A 20444-nucleotide genomic window follows, 5' to 3' on the forward strand; every position below is an offset into this window, starting at 1 on the left:
CTTAAAAAATTACAAATAATTACTTAACAATTTTAATTTATCATTCTAAACAAATTCTGAACAATTTCCATATTCCCCTTATTTTTTATGAATTATCCGAAAGGACGTTTCTTCAAAATTCACAGTAGCAATCGAATATCCGTTATTGAATGGAGATACTTTGTAATATTTATTTTTTAAAAGTGTAACTGCACCTCTTTTGTCGTATACTGCGTCAATTAATCTACCACTGTATATGCCGCCAAATGCATAGCCTTCAGAAAACTCTTCAATTAAATTTTTTAGCTTAAAAAGGGTTTTTCTTGTTTTCAATGAAATATACCCCATGGAAATATGATTCTGTTCATTTGTATATACATAAGGTGCTATCCCTTCATTTAAAGCTAAAACCTGATAATATTTTGTTTCAAGAATTTTTTTCCCTTTTGTATTAATCACACCATAATAATAAGTAGTTCCTTTTTGAATAACCACTCTTGCAAAGTGATCTACAAAACTTTCTGCGTCGATATATGTATACGGAATAACCAGTTTACCAGACTTATTAATGTAACCCCATTTCCCTTTATTTTTTACAGGTGCTAAGCCATTTTGGAACATGTACGCTTGCTCGAATTTTGCTGGAATAACTAATTTATTCTTACTATTGACAAAGCCATATTGTTTACCAATTTTAACAGCTGTTAAACCTTCACCTACCGAATTTACTTCTTGATATTTTAACGGGATGACAACTTTCCCATTTTTATCAATAATACCCCATTTCCCTTTTTTTGCTACTTGCACATATCCATCGTGAAATGATGGAGCTACTTCATCGTATTGCGCACTAACTAGAAAGTCACCATTTGTATTTATATAGCCCCATTTTCCATTATTTAAAACAGGTGCTAATCCTTCAGTAAAATTATGTGCTTCTTCAAAAATTGCTTTAATTGCCATATTTCCTTTCGAATCCATAAAGCCCCATTTTCCATTTACTTTCACAGCTACAAGTTTTGAGCCAAATGGTTGTACTACACAATCATATTCATCTACAGAATAAATCTTACTTTCCGTTAATGTGAATGCATTTGCTGAAGTTACATCACAACTTATAATTGATAATATTAGAAAAAAAATAACTATAAATTTCCCAAGCAGTTTCAAAAATATCCCCTCCTATTCTTTTTAATATAATACAAATAATGTAATAATATAAGTCTAATAAATTTGTTTTGTGCACTTAAAACTCCTCATAATTCTACCTATCCTATTTGAAATGAAGTTATTATTTATAACAAATCTAAAAGCATAACACTCAGAGAGGAGTTATTTTATCTCCCTCTGAGTGTTATTTGAAACAATCATAGTAGTATTTCACTCTTTATTTTTTGTTGATTCCATAATCACATCTTCCAATTTCTCAAACTTCTTTTCAAAACGAAGAAATAGATAAATAGTTATCGCAATAGGGAATCCAAAATTACCCAGTAAACTTACCCAAAGTGGAAATTCTGTTGGCGTCATTATCTCACCTCATCTCTTTGAATGATTGTTTAATACGATTATTTTCTCTTTCGTAAAATCCCCAAAATCCATCGATTTGTTCTATATCATACATCTTTATGATATTTACTAATTTGAGTTGGAGTTCTTGTTCTAAATCAGCTCTATTTTGAAAGTTTGTTTGCTGTAGGGTTTTTTTTATTTTGGGTTTGAAAGCTTTTAATACTTTTTCAATTGCTTCAGTGTCATTTTTTGAATCAATTGTTAACTGATATAAAGTTTCAACCATTAAAATCCCCCTTCTTTATAAGATTAAAGAATACAATCTTCTGAAGATAACTTTAAGTCACTTCTAATTTTCTTTATAGCTTTGTTTCGAGACTTTGAAACCGCTTGCTGTGACTTTTTCAAATAAACCCCAACTTCTGAATCTGTCCATCCCTTTATATAAACTAGATATAAGATATTTCTTTGATTTGCTGTTAAGCTTTGTACTGCCTTAAATATATTTGCATCTGTTATATAGTCTAAAATGTTATCTGACTTTAATTCAAAATCTTCGTGATAAACAGCAAATTCTTTAAGTGTCACTTCTGAGTCTTCTTTTATTGGTTGATCCAGTGTCACTGGAAAACAATAATTCATTCTACTAATTTTTTTATCTAAATTAATTGCGTGAAAATAAAGGGTGGAAGACACATACGCTGTAAATCGAATATTAAAGTAAAACCCTCGAAACGCTTGATCTAGCATTTCCTTATTCTGAAAAGTTGGATGGCAAATGGATTGTTTTAACAATTGATAATTCTCCTTATTGTATAAAAAGTCTTTAATCACAGGATTATTCAAAAACTCTGCATTATTTTGAATGAAATCTCGAAATTTACTACAATCTTTTTCAAGCACCAACTTTACCCCCTTTTTAAAACCTCATTAATTCTAATAATTCGATAAAATGAATATATTTTCCTAATATCATAAAATAATTAAATTAAACAACTATAATTCATTTGTATTACTTTGTTAATTATTTTTGTATTTTTATTAAATAAAAGAAGATTATGGAATAAAAATAACAACCTTTAACAAAATTTTCAAAACTTGTTTTAATAATATTTTAGTAGTTTTTTTCAAAAACATGCAAATTTATTAAAAATATTTTCACTTTAATTTATTGTTGTTTGTATAAATCTAGAAATAGCAACGATTTTGGACTTTTGAAACTAATATAAACAAAAAAACCTCGTATCTCTACGAGGTCTCTTCGTCTTGAAATTCTTGAAGTTTCTTTTTATCAATTTTCCCAACATGGGTTTTAGGTAACTCTAATACGAAATATATACGTCGAGGAATTTTATATCCACCAAGATAATCCCTACATAACGCTTGAATTTCTTCTACATTTTTAAATCCATCCTCAGCTACAATATATGCAGTCACGAGTTCTCCCCAATGAGGATCTGGCAGCCCCAATACTGCTACTTCTTTCACTTTAGGATGCGTGATGATGCATTGTTCTACTTCTTGAGGATAGACATTTTCTCCACCCGTGATAATCATTTCTTTTACACGCCCAACGATAAAAAAATCTCCATCTGAGTCCATTTTTGCTAAATCTCCTGTACGAAGCCATCCATTCACAATCGATTTCGTTGTTTCATCTGGATTATTCCAATATCCACTGAACAAATGCTTTCCTTTAATATAGAGTTCCCCTACCTCACCATAATTACATTCTCGTCCACTTGTAGCTACAATCTTAATCTGATTAAATTGCATACATTTCCCTACAGAACCTGGTTTTTTGACCGCTTCTTCTGGTTGAATAATAAAATTATTTGGACCCGCTTCCGTTAAACCATAGCCTTGTTTAAATCTCAACCCTTTCTTTAAGAAGGCCTCATGAACCGTGATTGGGCATGGTGCTCCTCCAGACAAAAAAACTTTAATTGTAGGGAAAGAAGAATTTTTGAAAGTTTCTGTTTCTATCATAGCTTGATACATTGTAGGAACAAATAAGGAAATGGTTGTTTGATAAGTATTCAGTGCTTGAATCGCTTCATGAGCGTTAAATTTTCTTCCAATCACAACTGTCCCACCAGCCATTAAAATCGGAATCGATAAGGCATTTATTCCCCCAGTATGAAATAAGGGCATATAATTTAATGTGCAATCGTCACTTCCCAGATTCCAACTAATTATGGTATTAAGCGCATTCCAGTTTACTGCATCGTAAGATAAAACCACTCCTTTCGGTTTACCAGTGGTTCCGCCAGTGTAAATCAACAGCCATACATCATTTGCATTCCAGTCAACCGTTGGAAGATGATGATCTACTGTCTGTTCAAGATCTGTTGTAATTGGATATATTTTCATATTTAAATTGTTCTCTAAAAGTGTGATCAATTGCTCTTCATATAAAAGTAATGAGGGCCTACAATCTTGCAAAATATAACTAATTTCCTGCTTACTTAAACGCCAGTTTAGAGGAACATAAACATATCCCCCTATCCCACATGCAAAAAGAATAGCGAAAAGATCTATCCTATTTTCAGAAATAACCGCAACCCTGTCTCCTTTTTGTAATCCCTTATTTTTTAGAAAAGTTGCCCATTTCTTTACCTCATCTGCCAATTGCTCATAGTTCCAGCTTCTTGCAGTTGCCATATCGATCATCGATGTTTTTCCGGGAGTAATGGAAGCCCTTTTTAATATCCAGGATTGCTCAATATGCATGACTTACCCCCTTACATCATGATTCCACCATCCACTTGTAATACATGACCTGTAATATAACTTGCTTCATCTGAGGCTAAAAATAGATAAGCATTTGCAATATCTTCTGGAACACCTAAACGTTGCAATGTAACAATGGATTCCATTTTTTCTAATACTTTTTCAGGCATTTTCTCTACCATTGATGTTCTAGTAAAACCGGGTGCTACAGCATTGACATTGATTCCTTTTCTACCAAGTTCTTTTGCCCAAGTTTTGGTCATCCCGATAATTGCAGCTTTTGTGGCAGCATAATTGGTCTGACCTACATTTCCATAGACACCGCTAACTGAAGAAGTATTTATAATTTTTCCATAGCCTTGAGCTATCATTGAAGGTATAACTGCTTGGGTACAATTGAACACTCCTTTTAAATTGACATTGATTACTTGATCGAATTGCTCCGATGTCATTTTTGTTAGCATGGCATCATTCGTAATACCTGCATTATTTACTAAAATATCAATCTTCTTATATTCATTAAGAACATTAGAAATGACGTTATTGACACACTCTCTATCCGCTACATTCATTTGGTAAAAAGAAATATGATTGTATTTTTCAAGTAGTTCAGCTTGAATTTTATTTCCAGCTTCGAGATTATAATCCGCAATAATAACAGTTGCCCCTTCTTGTGCAAATCGTTTTACTGCTGCTAAGCCTATTCCACTTGCTCCCCCTGTAATGAGGGCTACCTTATTTCCCAATCTCATCTAAAACACCCCTTTAAATAAATTGTTCAACTGCTTCCACTAATTGTGGAAGATCATCAATTAATGGTGAATGGCCACAATCCAATAGTTTTACAACTTTTGCTCGCCCCTCAAAATCATCAATAATCTCTTTCGTCATGCTTTCTGCTACAACATAATCACGTTCACCATATAATATTAGTGTGGGTATTTGAATTTTTGCTACTTCGTTTTGACCAATGCTAACTTCGTTGTCTACGTTACTAATATTAAATGTATTCAACACATGATAGACATCCGCAAGATTTTTTTGCGTCAGCATATCATCAATATAAGCCTCATATTGCTCTTCTGTTGGTTGATTATGTGTGTAAATTAGTGTATTCCATAATAATTTTAAACCTTCTCGATTTTTTGAATCATATAAATTTTGCACAGCCAATGTTTTGGTTACATCTTTTTCTATTTCTTCTAAAGTAAGAAGTCTTTTTTTGGATGTACCATCTGTATTCAAGTCATAAAATGCGTAACCTCTTGTAGACGCTGACGCTAATAAAATGAGTTTGTTACATAAATCAGGATAATCTGCACAAAATTGCATTGCAACCGCACCTCCAGTCGACCAGCCCATTAACGTAAAATCTTTTAACCCTAAAGTGTCTACCCATAACTTTAAATCATCACTAAAGTCACGAATATGCGATACCCGATTATTATAAGAAGATTGCCCGAATCCTCTTAGATCGGGTGCTAAAATAGTAAATTTTCCATCTAATGCATTCATCAATACATCCCAATGTTGTGATGAAGTCATATTACCATGTACGAGAATGAGAAGTTCATCGCCACCTACTCTTTCACGATATGCAAGTGTTTCACCATTTGATAATTGAACTTTATTTACTACCTCTTGTTGATTCATCATATAATTGCCTCCTCTTGTTTTCCCCAATGAATTGTAACTGCTCCCCATGCATAACCAATTCCAGCGCTAACAAGCGTAACAATATCACCATTTTTCACCTTGCCAGCTTCTAAAGCGAGTTCAAGTGATAAGATTTGGTCAATCTGACCAATATGACCGTAATGTGAGAGGTAGATGGATTGCGATTCAGTTAATCCTAGCGAATGAAGGACATAATCATGCGCTGACTTTTTCATGTGAAGCATTGCAAGGTAGGATAATTTTGATTCGTCATAGCCACTTTTCGCTAAAGATTGACGAATCACTTTTAGAAAGTTACTTAATGATTTTTGTTCAAGACGTGCTTTCATACCTTCTGGATCTATTACATCTAATCGATATGCACCCGAACGCAATAACTCAGACGTTAATGGTTGCTTTGTACCACCTACTGGTACAACGACATCTTCTGAAAATGATCCATCGGTAATTAGATCACATTCCAATACAATATTTTCCTTTGCACCCTTTTGCATAATTATTGCTCCACCGCCAGCACCTAAGTTATACATGAAACGCGTACGGTCATTTGTATAATCTATGAAATCATGATTTCGATAACCACCAGCTAGCAAAACGGTATGAATATTGTTATCTGCAATCATCAAACTTTTTGCCAGTTTCATCGCCAAAACAGTCGTTCCGCATCTAAGCTGTACATCAAAAGCCCAGGCTCCCAATGCCCCAATTTCTTCTTGGATTTTTATCGACGCTGTCCATAGTGGATATTCCTTATGCTCCTCACCTATATATATAATGACATCAATTTCTCGTGGAGATATATTGGCTTTTTGCAATGCTCTTTTTGCAGCCCAGATTGCCATTTGCACTGTATGATCTTCTGTCCCTGCGATCGACTTTTCGATAATTCCTAGTTTCTTCTGCACTATATCAATTGGAATTTTTGATAGATCACTAATCTCTTGAGCTGTCATCCGTTTGTTAGGTAAATAGATTCCGGTACTAACGATTCCTACATTCAATCGAATCGCTCCTTATCATTTGCTATTGGAATAGTTGGTGATTGTTGCTTGGACGTTACTTTTTTTGACTTCCAAATCAAATATTTCGAATAAATAGAACCTACAATACCTCTTGGAAAGAAGATAACTGCAAGGATATAAAGTAATCCAAAGAATATGATCCATCGTTCAAAAATTGGATAGTCTTTTGCAAGTCCTGATAAATAATGTTGTGCGATTTCAATCACAAAACTTCCAATGATTGGACCAACTAAAGTACCAACACCTCCAATAATAGTCATTAGTAGCGCATCTAATGTTATATCCATGGACATTACGCTTGTATTGACAAAGCGGAGGGACATCGCATAAAGAGAACCAGATAAACTAGCGATTACGCCTGCTACTATCGAAGCAAAGACTTTGTAGTACAGGGTTTTAAAACCTAATGATCTAGTTCGTTGCTCGTTTTCTCGAACAGCGATGAGTACTTTTCCAAGTGGCGATGAGACGAATCTTCGAAGCAAGAGAAATATCACAACGAGACAAGCTAAAACAAAGAAGTAAAAGAAAATACGGTCTCGAAATGCATCTGGTGCTCTAAATGTAAAACCATCATTTCCTTTTGTGACAGTACGCCATTTTTCAGCCACTACCAAGAATAATCCTGAGATAGCTAAAGTTAGCATTGCAAAGAAATGGCTTTTTAAGCGTAAAGTCAGTAGCCCCACCAAAAAACTAACTATTCCAGCAAATAGCATTCCGACTAGTATCGAAACAAGAAAAATCGTCATCGTGTGATCATATTTACTAAGCATAATTGCTGTTGAATAGGCTCCCATTCCAAAAAACATTGCATGACCAAATGACACAATTCCAGTGTAGCCAAGTAAAATATCATAACTTATAGCCAATATACTAAAGACAAATATTTGGGTCATCAAGATGGTTAATGTTCTTGAATCCACAATATAAGGAAAAAGGATAAGAACAATTACAATTATCAATAAAATTATATTTTTAAGAGAATAGAATTTTCCCTGTTTCATGATTAACCCTCCTTCGCATTCGAGAATAAGCCCTGTGGACGGAAGATTAGGACAATCGCCATCAAAATCATATTGACTGCGAGTGACAAATACGGCACATAATACGCCATAAAACTACCGGCAAGTCCTACCAAAATCGCTGCCATTAATGAGCCAGAGAAACTCCCCATTCCTCCTATTACTACAACGATAAAACCCAAAATAGCATATTCCATTCCCATTTCTGAATAAATAACACCTGAGTAAGGTGCCATTAATACGCCCCCCAAAGCCGCTAGAGCTGATCCTGTCATAAATACGAATAAAAAAACTCGTTTGATATTAATGCCTAACACTTGGACCATCTCTTTATTCATAACACCAGCTCTTACGATTAAACCAACTTTTGTTCTTTTTAATGTATATTGGAATATTCCGAAAATAACAAACCCAATCAGAATTATAAATATTCGATATTTAATAACAATAACATCACCTAATTCCCAACTACCCGCTAAAGCTGGAGGTACTTCAACAGGAATACCATTTGGACCAAATGTAACTTTTATGAATTCAGAAAGCACAAGCATATAACCTAGCGTAATTAAGATTTGTTGAACATGATTTCCATAAACCGGTGTAATTATAAGTTTCTCAGTAATCCATCCGAATACAAGGCCAGTGAGTATTGCACCAAGAATTCCTACAGTAAAACTTCCAGACCATGCATATACGAATATGCCTGCATAGGCACCCCAAACAAACAATCCGCCATGTGCAAAATTAAGAACATCCATTAATCCAAAAATTAATGTTAATCCTGCTGCTAGTAAAAAGATGAGCATTCCGGTGGCCAAACCATTTATTAATAAATTAAAAAATAAATCCATACTTGGTTCCTCCTAACCAATTCCTAAGTATTTCCGTTTCAATTCCTCATCTCCTATTAAATCAGTCATAAGCCCTGAATGAACGGTCTTGCCATCATCTATTAATGTGTAGGTATCTCCAATACGACTAGCCATGATAAAATTCTGCTCTACAAGAATAATCGTTGTCTTCTTTTTCATTTCGATGATTGCTTCCATTACCTTTTCGACTACAATAGGTGCTAACCCCTTGGAAGGTTCATCAATTAACAAAAGCTTGCTATCATTTACAAATGCCCTTGCCATAGCTAGCATTTGCTTTTGACCGCCTGATAAGTGTCCCCCAGCTTTTTTCCAAAATTTTTCAAGATCTGGAAACAATTCGAGTACGTATGCTTGCTTTTCATAAATTTCATTGGTTTCTCTTCTCATCGCAACTTTCATATTCTCTTCTACTGTAAGTTCACTAAAAATCCCTTGATCTTCTGGAACATAGCCAATTCCTAAATTTGCAATCTCGTATGTTTTTTCTTTTGTGATGTTTTTGTCTTCAAATTGAACACTTCCATGCGAGGCAGGTGTTAAACCCATTATTGTTTTTAGAGTAGTCGTTTTACCCGCTCCATTTCTTCCAAGTAAAACGGATACTTCACCTTCTTTTGCTTCAAAATCAATTCCTTGCAAAATATGATACTGACCTATATGTGTTTGCAATTGCTCAAGTTTCAATAAGCTGTTCATCATAAAGTCCTCCTAAATAGGCTTCTTGAACGATTTTATTGTTCATAATTTCTGAGGGTGTGCCGTCTGCTAAAAGCTTTCCATTAAATAGCACCATAATTGAATCTGATAAATCTAATATCATATCCATTTTATGTTCAATTAATAGAATAGTTTTGTCTCCCTTTTCTTTAATGGATCGAATGACATCTAAAATAGCTGGGACTTCTTCTAAAGACATTCCCGCAGTCGGCTCATCTAGTAGTAAGATTTCAGTTTTTAAGGCTAACAACATCGCAATTTCTAGTTTTCGCTTTTCGCCATGTGAAAGTTGACTAGCATTGACATTTACTTTATTACCAAGTAACATTTGGTCTAATATGTTGATGGTTTCGTTATTAATCTCCTTGTATTTCAAATAATTTTTGAAAAAATTGAATCGAATTCTTTCACGAGACTGAACAGCAAGACGAACATTTTCAAAGACCGTTAAATTAGGAAAGACATTGGTAATTTGAAAGGAACGTCCAAGTCCTTTTCGCGTTCTGTCGATAGGAGACTCATTTGCTAAGGAATTTCCTCGTAAAAAGATTTCACCTTTTGTTGGCTTCAATTCCCCACTTAACAGATTGAAAAAAGTTGTCTTCCCTGCCCCATTTGGTCCAATTATCGATTTAAAATGATTTGCTGGCATTTCAAAATCCACACTATCTACAGCTAGATGTCCACCAAACTGAATACTTAAATTTTCTGTTCGAATAATGGGTTCCACTGTCATTCCTCCCTTGTCTCGCTCTCTTCAAATCTTCTTTAAGCAAAAAGATTTGAAGAGAGCTAGACCTTTGATTTGGTCTATAGCTCTAGCTCTCAATAATTTATCTTTAATTTACGAAAAAGGTATTCACCTCCAATCTTATTAATACATTCAGAAAACTTCTGCATTCGTTTGAATAGAATAGAAAGTTTGTTCACTTATTATTGAGTCAAAATCATGACATTGTTTTGAACTTTAAATATAGTTCTATTTTATTTTTTATTGAGTATCGGTGGTGCAGTCTCATCTGGTGTTAGTTCTCGAATTAATACTGGTACAGGGTAGTCGACACCTTTTTTTGTTTCTAATTTGATAGAATACATTGTTTGTAATGCTTGATGATCTTCTTTTCGGAATGTCATGGTGCCTTTAGGTGTTTCGAATGACATCCCTTCCATTAATGGTATAAGTTTATTACCATCCGCATCTCCTTCAGATTTCTTTAATGCTTCTACAATTGCTACAGCAGCTGAAAATCCACCAGGTGTAAATAAATCAGGTACTGTATTATTAAATCTTTTTTTATGTTCTTCTACTAACCAATCATTTACTTTGTTATTTGGAAGAGTGTGGTAATACACAGAGAATCCTTCCATACCAACTAGTGGTTTCATCAATTTAAGAGCAGTAATATCTGGTGCACCTGTTGAAATTTTAATGCCCTTTTCTGTTAATTTAAGATCTGCAATTTGATTCCAAGGAGAATTTGCACCTGCCCACACAACAAATAGATAATCAGGTTTTGCTTTGATTATTTTTTGTAGATTGGAAGTAAAATCCGTTGCAGCTGGATCAGCATACTCTTCTAAAACTACTTTTGCACCTAATTTTTCAGCAGCTGTTTTAAAAGCCTTTACTCCATCCCAACCAAAAGCATAATCTGGTGCAAATGTAGCAATTTTTGTTCCTTTTTTCGCAATTGCTGCTGCAGCAGCATAAGCGTCCTGTGATGAATTTCTTGCTGTACGGAATATAAATGGATTGAACTCCGATCCTGTAATACTATCCGCTACCGCTGGCTCCACAACCATAATTTTCTCGTATTCTTCTGCTAGTGGAAGGACCGCTAATGTATCTCCACTGCTAGATGATCCAACTAAGAAATCTACTTTGTCATTTTCGAGTAATTTTGTTGCTTTTTGAACTGCAACTTCAGGCTTGGTTTCCGTATCTTCCCACACCACTTTGATTTTCTTCCCAGCAACTTCCATCTTGCCATCTGTTGCATAATCAAGGCCAAGTTCAAAACCCTGTTTGGTCTGTCTACCATACGATTCCAATGCTCCTGTTAAAGAGGCCAATACCCCAACTTTGATTGTTCCTCCTTCTTTCTCATTAGAAGCAGAATCACTGGATTTTTTGTCACTTCCACATGCGGCAAGTAAAAACATTACTGCAACTGCTAAAAAGAGCAACCACTTTTTCATTTATTTACCCCCTCTTATTTTTAAAGCGCTTACATTCTTGCTGTGTAGTTGAATCATAACTTCTGTTAGTTACAAATTAGTTACAAAAAAGACCTAACGTTTTCACGCTAGGTCACCTTAAAATCATGTCAAACATCTGAATGGTTGTTTCCATCGGTTCAATATTCAATTCTTGCTTTAAGACTTTCTCACATTTTTCAAACCATTTTACTGCCTGTGCCCTATTCTGCAATTGATAATAGCCATACATAATCAGTCGATAAGCTTCTTCCCAAGTTTCATCTTGTTTTAATAGTTGCTCAGCCCAATAAATCGTTTGCTTAAAATCTTTTAATCGAATAAAATTCTGTGCCAATCGTTCAATTGCTTGCATATAAAGATTCTTAATATCTGTTCGAAGATCTTGGAGCCATTCTAATTGGAGCTTATCCCCTATGATTTCTCCTTTATATAATTCTATACATCTTAATAGCCACTCATTCGAAAGAAGTGGGTTCTTTTCCTGTAAACCATTTGTTATAAATTTTTTAAATAATTCTAAATCACTTGTTATACAATGATTTGTCATTAATTTGTACATTGAGTGTTTTCGAATGACATAGGCACTTTCTGTACGTGGTTGACGACTTGGCTCAAGCACTTTTAATAAGGCATTATATGCGACTTTAAAATCTCTTAAACTTGTTGCTTCTGTTGCTTCTGGCCATAAAGCATTCATCAACTCTTCCTTAGATACAAATCTTGCTTGATTTATATAGAGATAGATTAATATTTCTTTCGCCTTTTCCCTTTGCCAAGATTTTTCTACAATTTCTTCACCATCTCTATACACAATCATATTTCCAAATAATTGAATTTTATAAGAGTACATTGGAACAGGTTGTTCAATATCCACTTCTAGTAACGTACAAATACTTGAAACGTACGGATGCAATTCTTTTTGTAAAGCCGTCCATTTTCGCATCATTTTCCACCATAAAATACTCTCCGATGGTCCAAAAAGATGTTTTTTTCGAATAAAAAAGTGATAGTTTTTCTCTAATATTGTAGATAGACAGTGTTTAAACTTTGAAACAAATACCTTATCGTCTTTTTGAATAAAGGCAATATAAGCCAGCCAAAAATGCACAATCATCAATCCAAATGTGTCATTTGCCATTTCAAATTTACGATAAGCATTTTCAAGTGATTCTTTTGCTTCTTTATAAATTTCATGTTCCATATAAATAATTGATAGTGATACGTAAAGCAAGGCTGAGACCCAGTGATCATGTACTCTTTCAGTTTCTTTTAATCCTAATTGTGCATACTTAATAGCTTGATCCAGTTGATGCTGCCTACTTTTTACAATGGCTAACCCCATATAGGATTCAGCTTTTGCACGATTTACTTGAATATTATCCATAATTTCAATGGTCTTATAATAACATTGCTCCGCTTCAGCTATACTAGAGGGGTTTAGAACAAGCAAAGAGTGTCCTTTTCGAAGATGTGCAACGGCTAATATATATTGTGCATGTGTATTCATATTTTTTACGATACTTTTATTAGCTATTTCTAACGCTAAATCATTTTCTCCTTGCAATATTAAAATAAACGCATATAATACATCTGTTTCACGGTAAGCATCTGAAACTAAACTACTTGTATTCAATCGATTCTCTAGGAGGTTTTTTGCTTGATGAATTTTGCCTTGTCGTAATAATATTCTTACATCTAAATTTCCTTGGATCAGTATTTCTTTTGATAGCCCCACATCCAAAACCCATTTTTCAGCTTCAAATGGCTTCCCGAGGTTCACTAAGTTTTCGGCATATTGCTTCTGAAAAAACTGAAGATCTATATCATCTAGGTATAATCTTTCTACTAAATCTAGAGCTTCTTGTAAATAATTTTCTGCAAGTGCTGGTTGAATCGTATCTAAATATATATGTGCAATACCAACCTTTGCTTTAAACATCACATCATAAGCTTTGGATTCTTCAGCAAGCATAATACATATTTCATAAGCTTTTTTCGCTTTTTCATATTGAGCTCGAAAACGTTGGCACTCTCCTTCAAAATAGTAAAGTTTAAAATGTTTTCTCATTGATACTTCAGATAATTCTCGAACCCGCTCTATAAACCAATCAAATTTCCCTTCCTCAATAAATTGTTTGGCAAAACAGATTAAGATAGAAGCAATCAAATCTTCATCTTTCGTTTTCATCGCATGAAAAACAGATTGAATCGCATTTTTCTTTTGAGCAAAATACTTAGCAGCTTTTAAATGTAATGCCATATACTCCTCAATTTTCTGTTCCATCATTTTGACTTCTAAAAATCTCTTAAATAATACATGATATCGAAATTCTGAATGCCCACTTAGTGGTTGGATGAAGACATGTTTATGCACAAGATTTTGAAGGAGGTTTGAAAAAGTTTCACCATAAAATGATTCGATTATTTCAGTGGAAAATGTTTCGAATATACTAAATTTCATAATTGCATCCTTTTCAATATCATCCAGAGATTCAAACACTTCGTCTGATAAATAATGAAAAAAGTCATTTGTAGAAGGACTTTGTAATTTTTCTATTGATTTCATCAAATCAATTGTTTGAGTTGCAAGAAATAATATAGCAATTGCCCATCCTTCGGTAATATGGAGAATACTCTGCACTTGTTCTTCTGTAATGGGACGGTCAAAATAATCTTCAAAGAAAACTTGTATTTCATCTGCTGAGAAAACAAAATCCTCTTCCATACATTCAACTAATTGAGACTTAAGACGAAGATTTCGTATACATCCAAAAGAAGGGTACGTTCTCGTTGAAATGATTAGATGAACATTTGATGGGATATGCATAATTAACTTTTCCATGATGTAATGGATATGAAAAATATGCTCTACAAGATAATAATCATCTAGGACTACAAAAAAAGGTTCTTTTATCTGGCAAAAAGCATTTACAAACAAAGTAAAAATTTTGTTTAACTCCTCGACTTTTGGGAACATTGATAACTGATCCCATCCATCCATATTCTCCCCAAAAGTAGGATAAACGCGCCTTACACTATAAAACATGTGACGTAAAAAAGGCAAAATATCATCATCATCTTCCGTCACTTGATACCATGAAAAATCAATATCTTGATCTGCTAAAAACTGTGCTAATGCTGAACTTTTCCCAAACCCTGCTCCACTATGCAATACAGTGAGCTTAGCTTGATGGCTATTTGCTAATTTTTTCGTTACTTTAGATCGTCGCATGTAATGTATAGCAGGCTCTGGCGGAATAAGTTTAGATAACAATAGATTGTCTTCCATATCGCCCCACCCTTCACATTCCTATGTAAGTGATATTTTAACATATAAGTATAAAATTATACTTTAATGAAAAATTTATATTAATCCTTACTCTAATAATATTCATATATTTATTTAATTAGAAGAACATGTTCTTCAAGAAAAACGAGTAGAACTATATAAAGAAGCTCAGCTGTTTTTCCATTAAGCCCCCAATGGGTACCAATAGCACACACCTTTAGTTGAAATAAAAAAATGTAAAATTATTCGAATTCCACCCTATATAAAATGATTTAGCAAAAGTTACAATTGAATAATAAACAAAAAAGCAATTACGATTTTGCCTTAATGACAATCGTAATCGCTTTTCGGTTATCGAGTTAAACTGCTAACTTTTTTCTTTTCAAAAAGAAGATATAAATATGATTTAAACAGGAAATACAATGATAAATGTAGTCCCTCTTCCTTTTTTACTTTCTACTTCTATAGTTCCCCCTGCCTTATGGATTGCATTATAAACCATTACCATTCCAAGTCCAGTCCCTTGCTTCTTTGTTGAATAGTATGGCTTGCCTAATGTAGAAATTTGCTCTTCAGTCATTCCAATACCTGAATCTTTTATTTTTACCACAATATTTTTCTTTTGTTCAGATACTTCAATTACTAGTGTTCCGCCCTTTTCTTTCATTGCCTCTATACCATTTTTATATAAGTTTATGAAACATTGTTGAATCTGACTTTTATCGAAACTTTTATGTAGAGAATTATGAAAATTAATTTTTATGTCTACTTTATGCATATTTGCATATGGTATCAAAATATTTTTGGCATACTCTGTTTCTACTTTTAAATCAGAATCTGCCATATTTTCATATTGAGGCTTAGAAAAAGTAAGGAAATCACTAACAATTTTTTCAGCGCGTATTAACTCTTGTAACGAGTAATGAACGTAACTTTTTTCTTTTGATGGAATTGCCTTTGATTGACTTAATAATTGTAGAAAGCCATGAGTTGCGGTAAGTGGATTCCTTATTTCATGTGCTACACTTGCTGATAATTCACTTATTATCTGGAAACGATCTGATTGCATAATTAATTTGTGTGCTCTCATATTAGCGATCAGACGCTCAATCATACTAACCATGATGATCATCATAAAGAAATGTGTTCCAGTAGCATTAATAGCTAGAACCCAAAATTCATGATTTAATGGTATTTGGAAGCTTAGTGTCAATAGATAAAAAACCATTGTTAAAAGGGACACCATTCCCGCAAATGGAATACGATACTTAATATCTAAAGAAAGAAACTTGCTACTGCATAATGAGGCAGCTACTAAAATAACTGTTGAAAAAAGAAATGATTGTATCATTCCATTTCCACCAATGATTACTCGAAATACATTGAGTGCAAAATAAGGGATCAGTGCATTTTTAAATCCCCAATAAAGAGCAATGATAACAAAAGATATATATCGTAAATCAAAGATAAAACCGTTATGTAAATGAATCGGAAATGACATACAAAAAATTACAGAAATTGTAGCCATAACAGAAAAGATTATATTAAAATGAGGGTAATCATTTTCATCGAAAAATGCAAAATAACCTATAAAAGGTATAAGTAAAAACAAAAAGTTTATGAGTAATATTTCAAACAAAATTGTAGCTTCCTTCCTAAAGTTTGATGCATACTCTATTTTTACCATAGCATTATCTATAATGATAGGTAAAACCTTGAATTTATCCTTTTTATAAATATTCCGAATTATTCTTAATTATCCAAATCAATTTCATAAATATATTTTTGTTTTATAAAAAACATTTAAACTTAAATTTATGGTAGATTTTAATCTTATTAATATTTATTTAATCATTTGATTGAAGAATTCTCAGAAATAACGATATAAAAAAGCTGTAATATACAAACCCGAAATTGTACACTACAACTTTTAATGAAGTTATTTTATTTTCATCTTAGAAACTTGTATTGCTAGAATACGTAGTTTTTAAAGTATAAAAATCCAAACTAATTCCGGTATGAATCATAAAATCTATGCCAATGATTCCATCAAATCCATACATATCGTGGACCATACCAAGTTGTATGTCAAAATCATCTAATAACTGATCGTCAATCCTCAAATTATTTACTTTCTGCTGGTTGCAGATTTCTCCCTTCCCACCAACACCATACATAGCTGTAGGAATTCCGTTTACAAAATCAATGATTACACCGATTTCAGCCATTAAATCTGTATCAAAAATTGTAACAGTACAGCCTGTATCAATAAGAACATTAGAAAGTAGTATTCTATTACCACAATAGGCTAATTCAACAGTAGCGATTGGCAACCCATTTTCAATACGCATGATCATACACAATTTCTAATCCTAACAAAAAATGTTCTTTCACTTCAGCTTTTTCTTTCGAAGTATGAAAAATATAAAGCTCTCTATCGGGACTATTTTTATGCAACTTCTTATACTCATGCCAAGCCTCAAGATCTTCATTAAATTCAGCTATAATGGACATATCTTCAATTGTTCTGATGTTATTTATTGATGTTGACTCTAACGCCTCTACTAGAACAATTCGATCGGGGTAATGTTCACAAACTTCCATCCACTTCATAAGCATACCTCCAAGGATTATTCTTTTTTTCTATTCTATCAAAAATTTTGCTACCTTAATAATTTCGAACCTTAAAATTTTGGACACATGTATTTTTTATGGATGAAACAATTTTTTTTGAAGAATTTCTAAAGCTTGTCTAATCTCTTCTAAATCCTTTTCAGAAGTATTTTGTATTCTATCAAGAAATCGAGACTTTATGATTTCGAATGCCTCATCCATCATAGCTTCCCCTTCTTCTGAAAGATAAATAGATTGTTTTCTTCGATCTTCAGAAATACTTATCTTTTTAATTAAGTTCTTTTCCTTTAATTTCTTTATTTCTCTGCTTGTATTTGGCATAGAAATATGCTGACATTCGCTAATATCGCTAAGGGTTACCGGTTGACTTACCTTTATATACTCAAGAATTTTGTATTGAAGCGTAGTAAGTGAATGAGATTTGATATTGTATGTTAAGTCATGCGTTACTCGATGTACTGATGTTGTAAATACTATTACTTTGTTAAATAATTCGTTCTTATTAATAATTCTCACCCCTTTTTGATAAGATATCAAAATAGTTATCAAAAAACAATTATCATTTGACAAATAAATTTTATAAGTAGTACCATTTAGTTATCAAATGATAAGTATCAAGGGGGATGTTATGAAAACTTTAATTATCTACACTTACCCTAATCACAACAGTTTAAATCATTCATTCTTACAAAAAATCATCAAAGGTTGCAACGAAAATCCGATTATCCAAGAAGTAAAAGTGTTAGATTTATATGCAGAGAATTTTAATCCGATTTTAGAATTTAATGAACAAAAGCGTAGAAGGGATATGTACCTAGATCCTGACTTGGAGATGTATAGGCGGCAAATTACTTGGGCTGACAAGTTGATTTTTATCTATCCTATATGGTGGGGACGGCCCCCTGCTATGCTTTTAGGATATATTGATCGATTATTTGCCTCCAACTTTGCTTACCGAGATAAAAAAGGACTTTTACCTGATGGTCTTTTGAAAGGAAAGTCTGTAGTATGTGTATCAACTATGAAAGGCCCCACAAAATATCCACTTATTTGGTTGAATAATGCCCATAAAATTCTAATGAAAAAAGCTGTCTTTGGTTTTGTAGGAATTAAAAATGTAAAATTTTTTGAATTTGGGAATATGGAAAGTAAAAAAGGACACCAAACACGAAAATTAGCAAAAGTATATCGTTATTTTAAAACTATAAAAGATTAATGAAAAAGAAATCAGGCCTCAAACAAAATAGAAAGATTCACTCATGCTTAGATTGTTAAAATAGTTCAAGGTTAATTGGAACAGAGCCTAGCTACACCTTGAATACTTTCGCTGTTCCATGTGATCATCATTTTCATCTATAGGTGAAACAATTGTTTACCATAAAATAAAAAGGAGAATGGGATGAAACCGTTTCTAATCATTAGTCAAACCTTATATGCGATTTGTATCGTTCCTTGGATTGTCATTTTCGGCATGTCGTTTTTGAGTTTCGATGCAGGTTTTAACTTTTACAACATTGCATTTGTCTCAGTGATTGGACTGTATCCGATTGCGGTAGTTGTTTGTTCTATTATTAGTTGGATTTTACGATTACGTAAAAAGCATATTGCTATAATGATTAACTTAATACCTATGCTTTGGATTTTATTTATCGGCTTTATAGTTTTAGTATATTAGTATATTTCAAAGCTGATTGCTACCTAACTTTAACAGGTCACTCATTCATTGAGTGGCTTTTTTTATTTCTAAATGATTAATAAAAATTCTATACTTACCATTTCTTTTACAATTCCATTCTTTTATGTCTAATTTTTCTCTATAAACGATACTATTTAAATTTATTTTATAATTTTCGGAAAATATTGATTGTTTTTTAGTTTCTAAAAGTTTATTATATTTACAATCCTAATAGGATAACTAAGAATTATATAGGGGGATTAGTTATGAAAAAATTTTTTACTGCTATTATTTTACTAGTTGTATTAGCTTCATTATCGGCTTGTGGTAAAAGTGCTGAAGACAGTGCTGCTAATGGCCAGAAATTAAACAAATTAGAACAAATTCAAAAAGATGGTGTTATTAACATTGGTCTAGAAGGAACATTTCCACCGTTTAGTTATCATGATTCAAAAGGTAAATTAACCGGATTCGAATTTGAAATTGCAGATCAAATTGCCAAGGATTTAGATGTTAAACCAAACTATGTTGAAACAAAATGGGATTCACTAATAGCGGGTCTAGATACAAACAAATATGATTTTGTCATCAATAATATCTCCATTACGGATGAACGAAAACAAAAATATGATTATACGATTCCATATATGGTTTCAAATGCAGTGTTAGCAGTAAGAAAAGATAATACAAAAATTAAATCTCTTAAGGACTATAAAGGAAAGAAAAGTGCTCAAACCGTTACTTCTAACTTCGCACAAGATGCAAAGAAATTAGGCGCTGAAATTGTTCCAAATGAAAATTTAACACAATCTCTTGACTTAGTAACTCAAAATCGCGCTGATGGTACCATCCATGATGAAGTAACTTTCCTTACGTATTTAAAGGAACATCCAGATGCAAATTTACGAATTGTTGATGGGAAAGTAAGTTCTACAGATATAGCGCTTATCCTTAACAAAAATGAAAATGAGTTCCGCGAAAAATTAAATGAAATTATTCAAAAAAGACTCGATGATGGCACTTTCTCAAAAATCTCAGAAAAATACTTCAATAAAGATATTATGAACAAATAATTAATAGAGATTG

At 32.9% G+C, this 20444-nt stretch carries 21 protein-coding genes; 3 read left to right on the forward strand and 18 right to left on the reverse strand.

The features are described from left to right. Window positions 1-78: 78 nt before the first annotated feature. The 18 genes from CEF14_RS07440 to CEF14_RS07525 form a co-directional block, all read right to left on the reverse strand. A complete protein-coding gene (locus CEF14_RS07440; protein ID WP_102692271.1) occupies window positions 79-1149 on the reverse strand; it encodes a WG repeat-containing protein in 1071 nt (356 codons plus the stop codon). A gap of 210 nt (window positions 1150-1359) precedes the next feature. Then, complete coding sequence (locus tag CEF14_RS07445; protein ID WP_102692272.1) at window positions 1360-1509, reverse strand: YvrJ family protein; 150 nt, start codon at window positions 1507-1509, stop codon at window positions 1360-1362. Between the two features lie 4 nt (window positions 1510-1513). Then, the gene (locus CEF14_RS07450; RefSeq protein WP_102692273.1) at window positions 1514-1777 is read right to left on the reverse strand and encodes a helix-turn-helix domain-containing protein; all 264 of its coding nucleotides are present in this window, start codon (window positions 1775-1777) and stop codon (window positions 1514-1516) included. A gap of 23 nt (window positions 1778-1800) precedes the next feature. Continuing rightward, entirely contained in the window at window positions 1801-2394 is a 594-nt protein-coding gene (locus CEF14_RS07455; RefSeq protein WP_102692274.1) for a sigma-70 family RNA polymerase sigma factor, read from the reverse strand. A 345-nt stretch (window positions 2395-2739) separates the two neighbouring features. After that, on the reverse strand, window positions 2740-4224 hold the full coding sequence (locus CEF14_RS07460) for a class I adenylate-forming enzyme family protein (RefSeq protein ID WP_102692275.1): 1485 nt from the start codon (window positions 4222-4224) through the stop codon (window positions 2740-2742). A gap of 11 nt (window positions 4225-4235) precedes the next feature. After that, on the reverse strand, window positions 4236-4976 hold the full coding sequence (gene fabG, locus CEF14_RS07465; protein WP_102692276.1) for a 3-oxoacyl-ACP reductase FabG: 741 nt from the start codon (window positions 4974-4976) through the stop codon (window positions 4236-4238). A 13-nt stretch (window positions 4977-4989) separates the two neighbouring features. Then, window positions 4990-5877, reverse strand: a complete 888-nt coding sequence (gene phaZ / locus CEF14_RS07470) for an intracellular short-chain-length polyhydroxyalkanoate depolymerase (RefSeq protein ID WP_102694326.1) — start codon at window positions 5875-5877, stop codon at window positions 4990-4992. Then, the gene (locus tag CEF14_RS07475) at window positions 5877-6902 is read right to left on the reverse strand and encodes a 3-oxoacyl-ACP synthase (RefSeq protein ID WP_102692277.1); all 1026 of its coding nucleotides are present in this window, start codon (window positions 6900-6902) and stop codon (window positions 5877-5879) included. Before CEF14_RS07475 ends, phaZ begins: the two co-directional genes overlap by 1 nt. Beyond that, entirely contained in the window at window positions 6899-7930 is a 1032-nt protein-coding gene (locus CEF14_RS07480; RefSeq protein ID WP_102692278.1) for a branched-chain amino acid ABC transporter permease, read from the reverse strand. The genes CEF14_RS07475 and CEF14_RS07480 overlap by 4 nt, the downstream gene beginning before the upstream one ends. Before the next feature lie 2 nt (window positions 7931-7932). Then, window positions 7933-8799, reverse strand: coding sequence for a branched-chain amino acid ABC transporter permease (locus CEF14_RS07485; RefSeq protein WP_102692279.1), 867 nt, complete (start codon window positions 8797-8799; stop codon window positions 7933-7935). 12 nt (window positions 8800-8811) lie between these two features. Next, complete coding sequence (locus tag CEF14_RS07490) at window positions 8812-9519, reverse strand: ABC transporter ATP-binding protein (RefSeq protein WP_102692280.1); 708 nt, start codon at window positions 9517-9519, stop codon at window positions 8812-8814. Then, window positions 9497-10270 (reverse strand): ABC transporter ATP-binding protein, encoded by a 774-nt coding sequence (locus CEF14_RS07495; RefSeq protein WP_102692281.1) that lies wholly within the window; start codon window positions 10268-10270, stop codon window positions 9497-9499. The genes CEF14_RS07490 and CEF14_RS07495 overlap by 23 nt, the downstream gene beginning before the upstream one ends. A gap of 254 nt (window positions 10271-10524) precedes the next feature. Further along, on the reverse strand, window positions 10525-11739 hold the full coding sequence (locus CEF14_RS07500) for a substrate-binding domain-containing protein (RefSeq protein ID WP_102692282.1): 1215 nt from the start codon (window positions 11737-11739) through the stop codon (window positions 10525-10527). A gap of 112 nt (window positions 11740-11851) precedes the next feature. Then, window positions 11852-15049: a BTAD domain-containing putative transcriptional regulator gene (locus tag CEF14_RS07505; protein WP_102692283.1), complete on the reverse strand. Its 3198-nt coding sequence runs from the start codon at window positions 15047-15049 to the stop codon at window positions 11852-11854. 406 nt (window positions 15050-15455) lie between these two features. After that, a complete protein-coding gene (locus CEF14_RS07510; protein WP_245890097.1) occupies window positions 15456-16550 on the reverse strand; it encodes a sensor histidine kinase in 1095 nt (364 codons plus the stop codon). Between the two features lie 454 nt (window positions 16551-17004). Further along, entirely contained in the window at window positions 17005-17400 is a 396-nt protein-coding gene (locus tag CEF14_RS07515) for a pepsin/retropepsin-like aspartic protease family protein (RefSeq protein ID WP_245890099.1), read from the reverse strand. Beyond that, a complete protein-coding gene (locus CEF14_RS07520) occupies window positions 17390-17662 on the reverse strand; it encodes a hypothetical protein (RefSeq protein ID WP_102692286.1) in 273 nt (90 codons plus the stop codon). Before CEF14_RS07520 ends, CEF14_RS07515 begins: the two co-directional genes overlap by 11 nt. Before the next feature lie 96 nt (window positions 17663-17758). Continuing rightward, complete coding sequence (locus CEF14_RS07525; protein ID WP_322788381.1) at window positions 17759-18220, reverse strand: MarR family winged helix-turn-helix transcriptional regulator; 462 nt, start codon at window positions 18218-18220, stop codon at window positions 17759-17761. Between the two features lie 91 nt (window positions 18221-18311). Here CEF14_RS07525 and CEF14_RS07530 point away from each other — a divergent pair, with 91 nt between their 5' ends. From CEF14_RS07530 to CEF14_RS07540, 3 genes are all read left to right on the forward strand, one after another. Continuing rightward, on the forward strand, window positions 18312-18899 hold the full coding sequence (locus CEF14_RS07530) for an NAD(P)H-dependent oxidoreductase (RefSeq protein ID WP_102692287.1): 588 nt from the start codon (window positions 18312-18314) through the stop codon (window positions 18897-18899). A gap of 183 nt (window positions 18900-19082) precedes the next feature. Beyond that, window positions 19083-19358 (forward strand): hypothetical protein, encoded by a 276-nt coding sequence (locus CEF14_RS07535; protein ID WP_102692288.1) that lies wholly within the window; start codon window positions 19083-19085, stop codon window positions 19356-19358. 266 nt (window positions 19359-19624) lie between these two features. Continuing rightward, a complete protein-coding gene (locus CEF14_RS07540; protein ID WP_102692289.1) occupies window positions 19625-20431 on the forward strand; it encodes a transporter substrate-binding domain-containing protein in 807 nt (268 codons plus the stop codon). The last annotated feature ends 13 nt before the right edge of the window (window positions 20432-20444 follow it).

This window comes from Rummeliibacillus pycnus, assembly GCF_002884495.1.
GTDB lineage: Bacteria > Bacillota > Bacilli > Bacillales_A > Planococcaceae > Rummeliibacillus > Rummeliibacillus pycnus.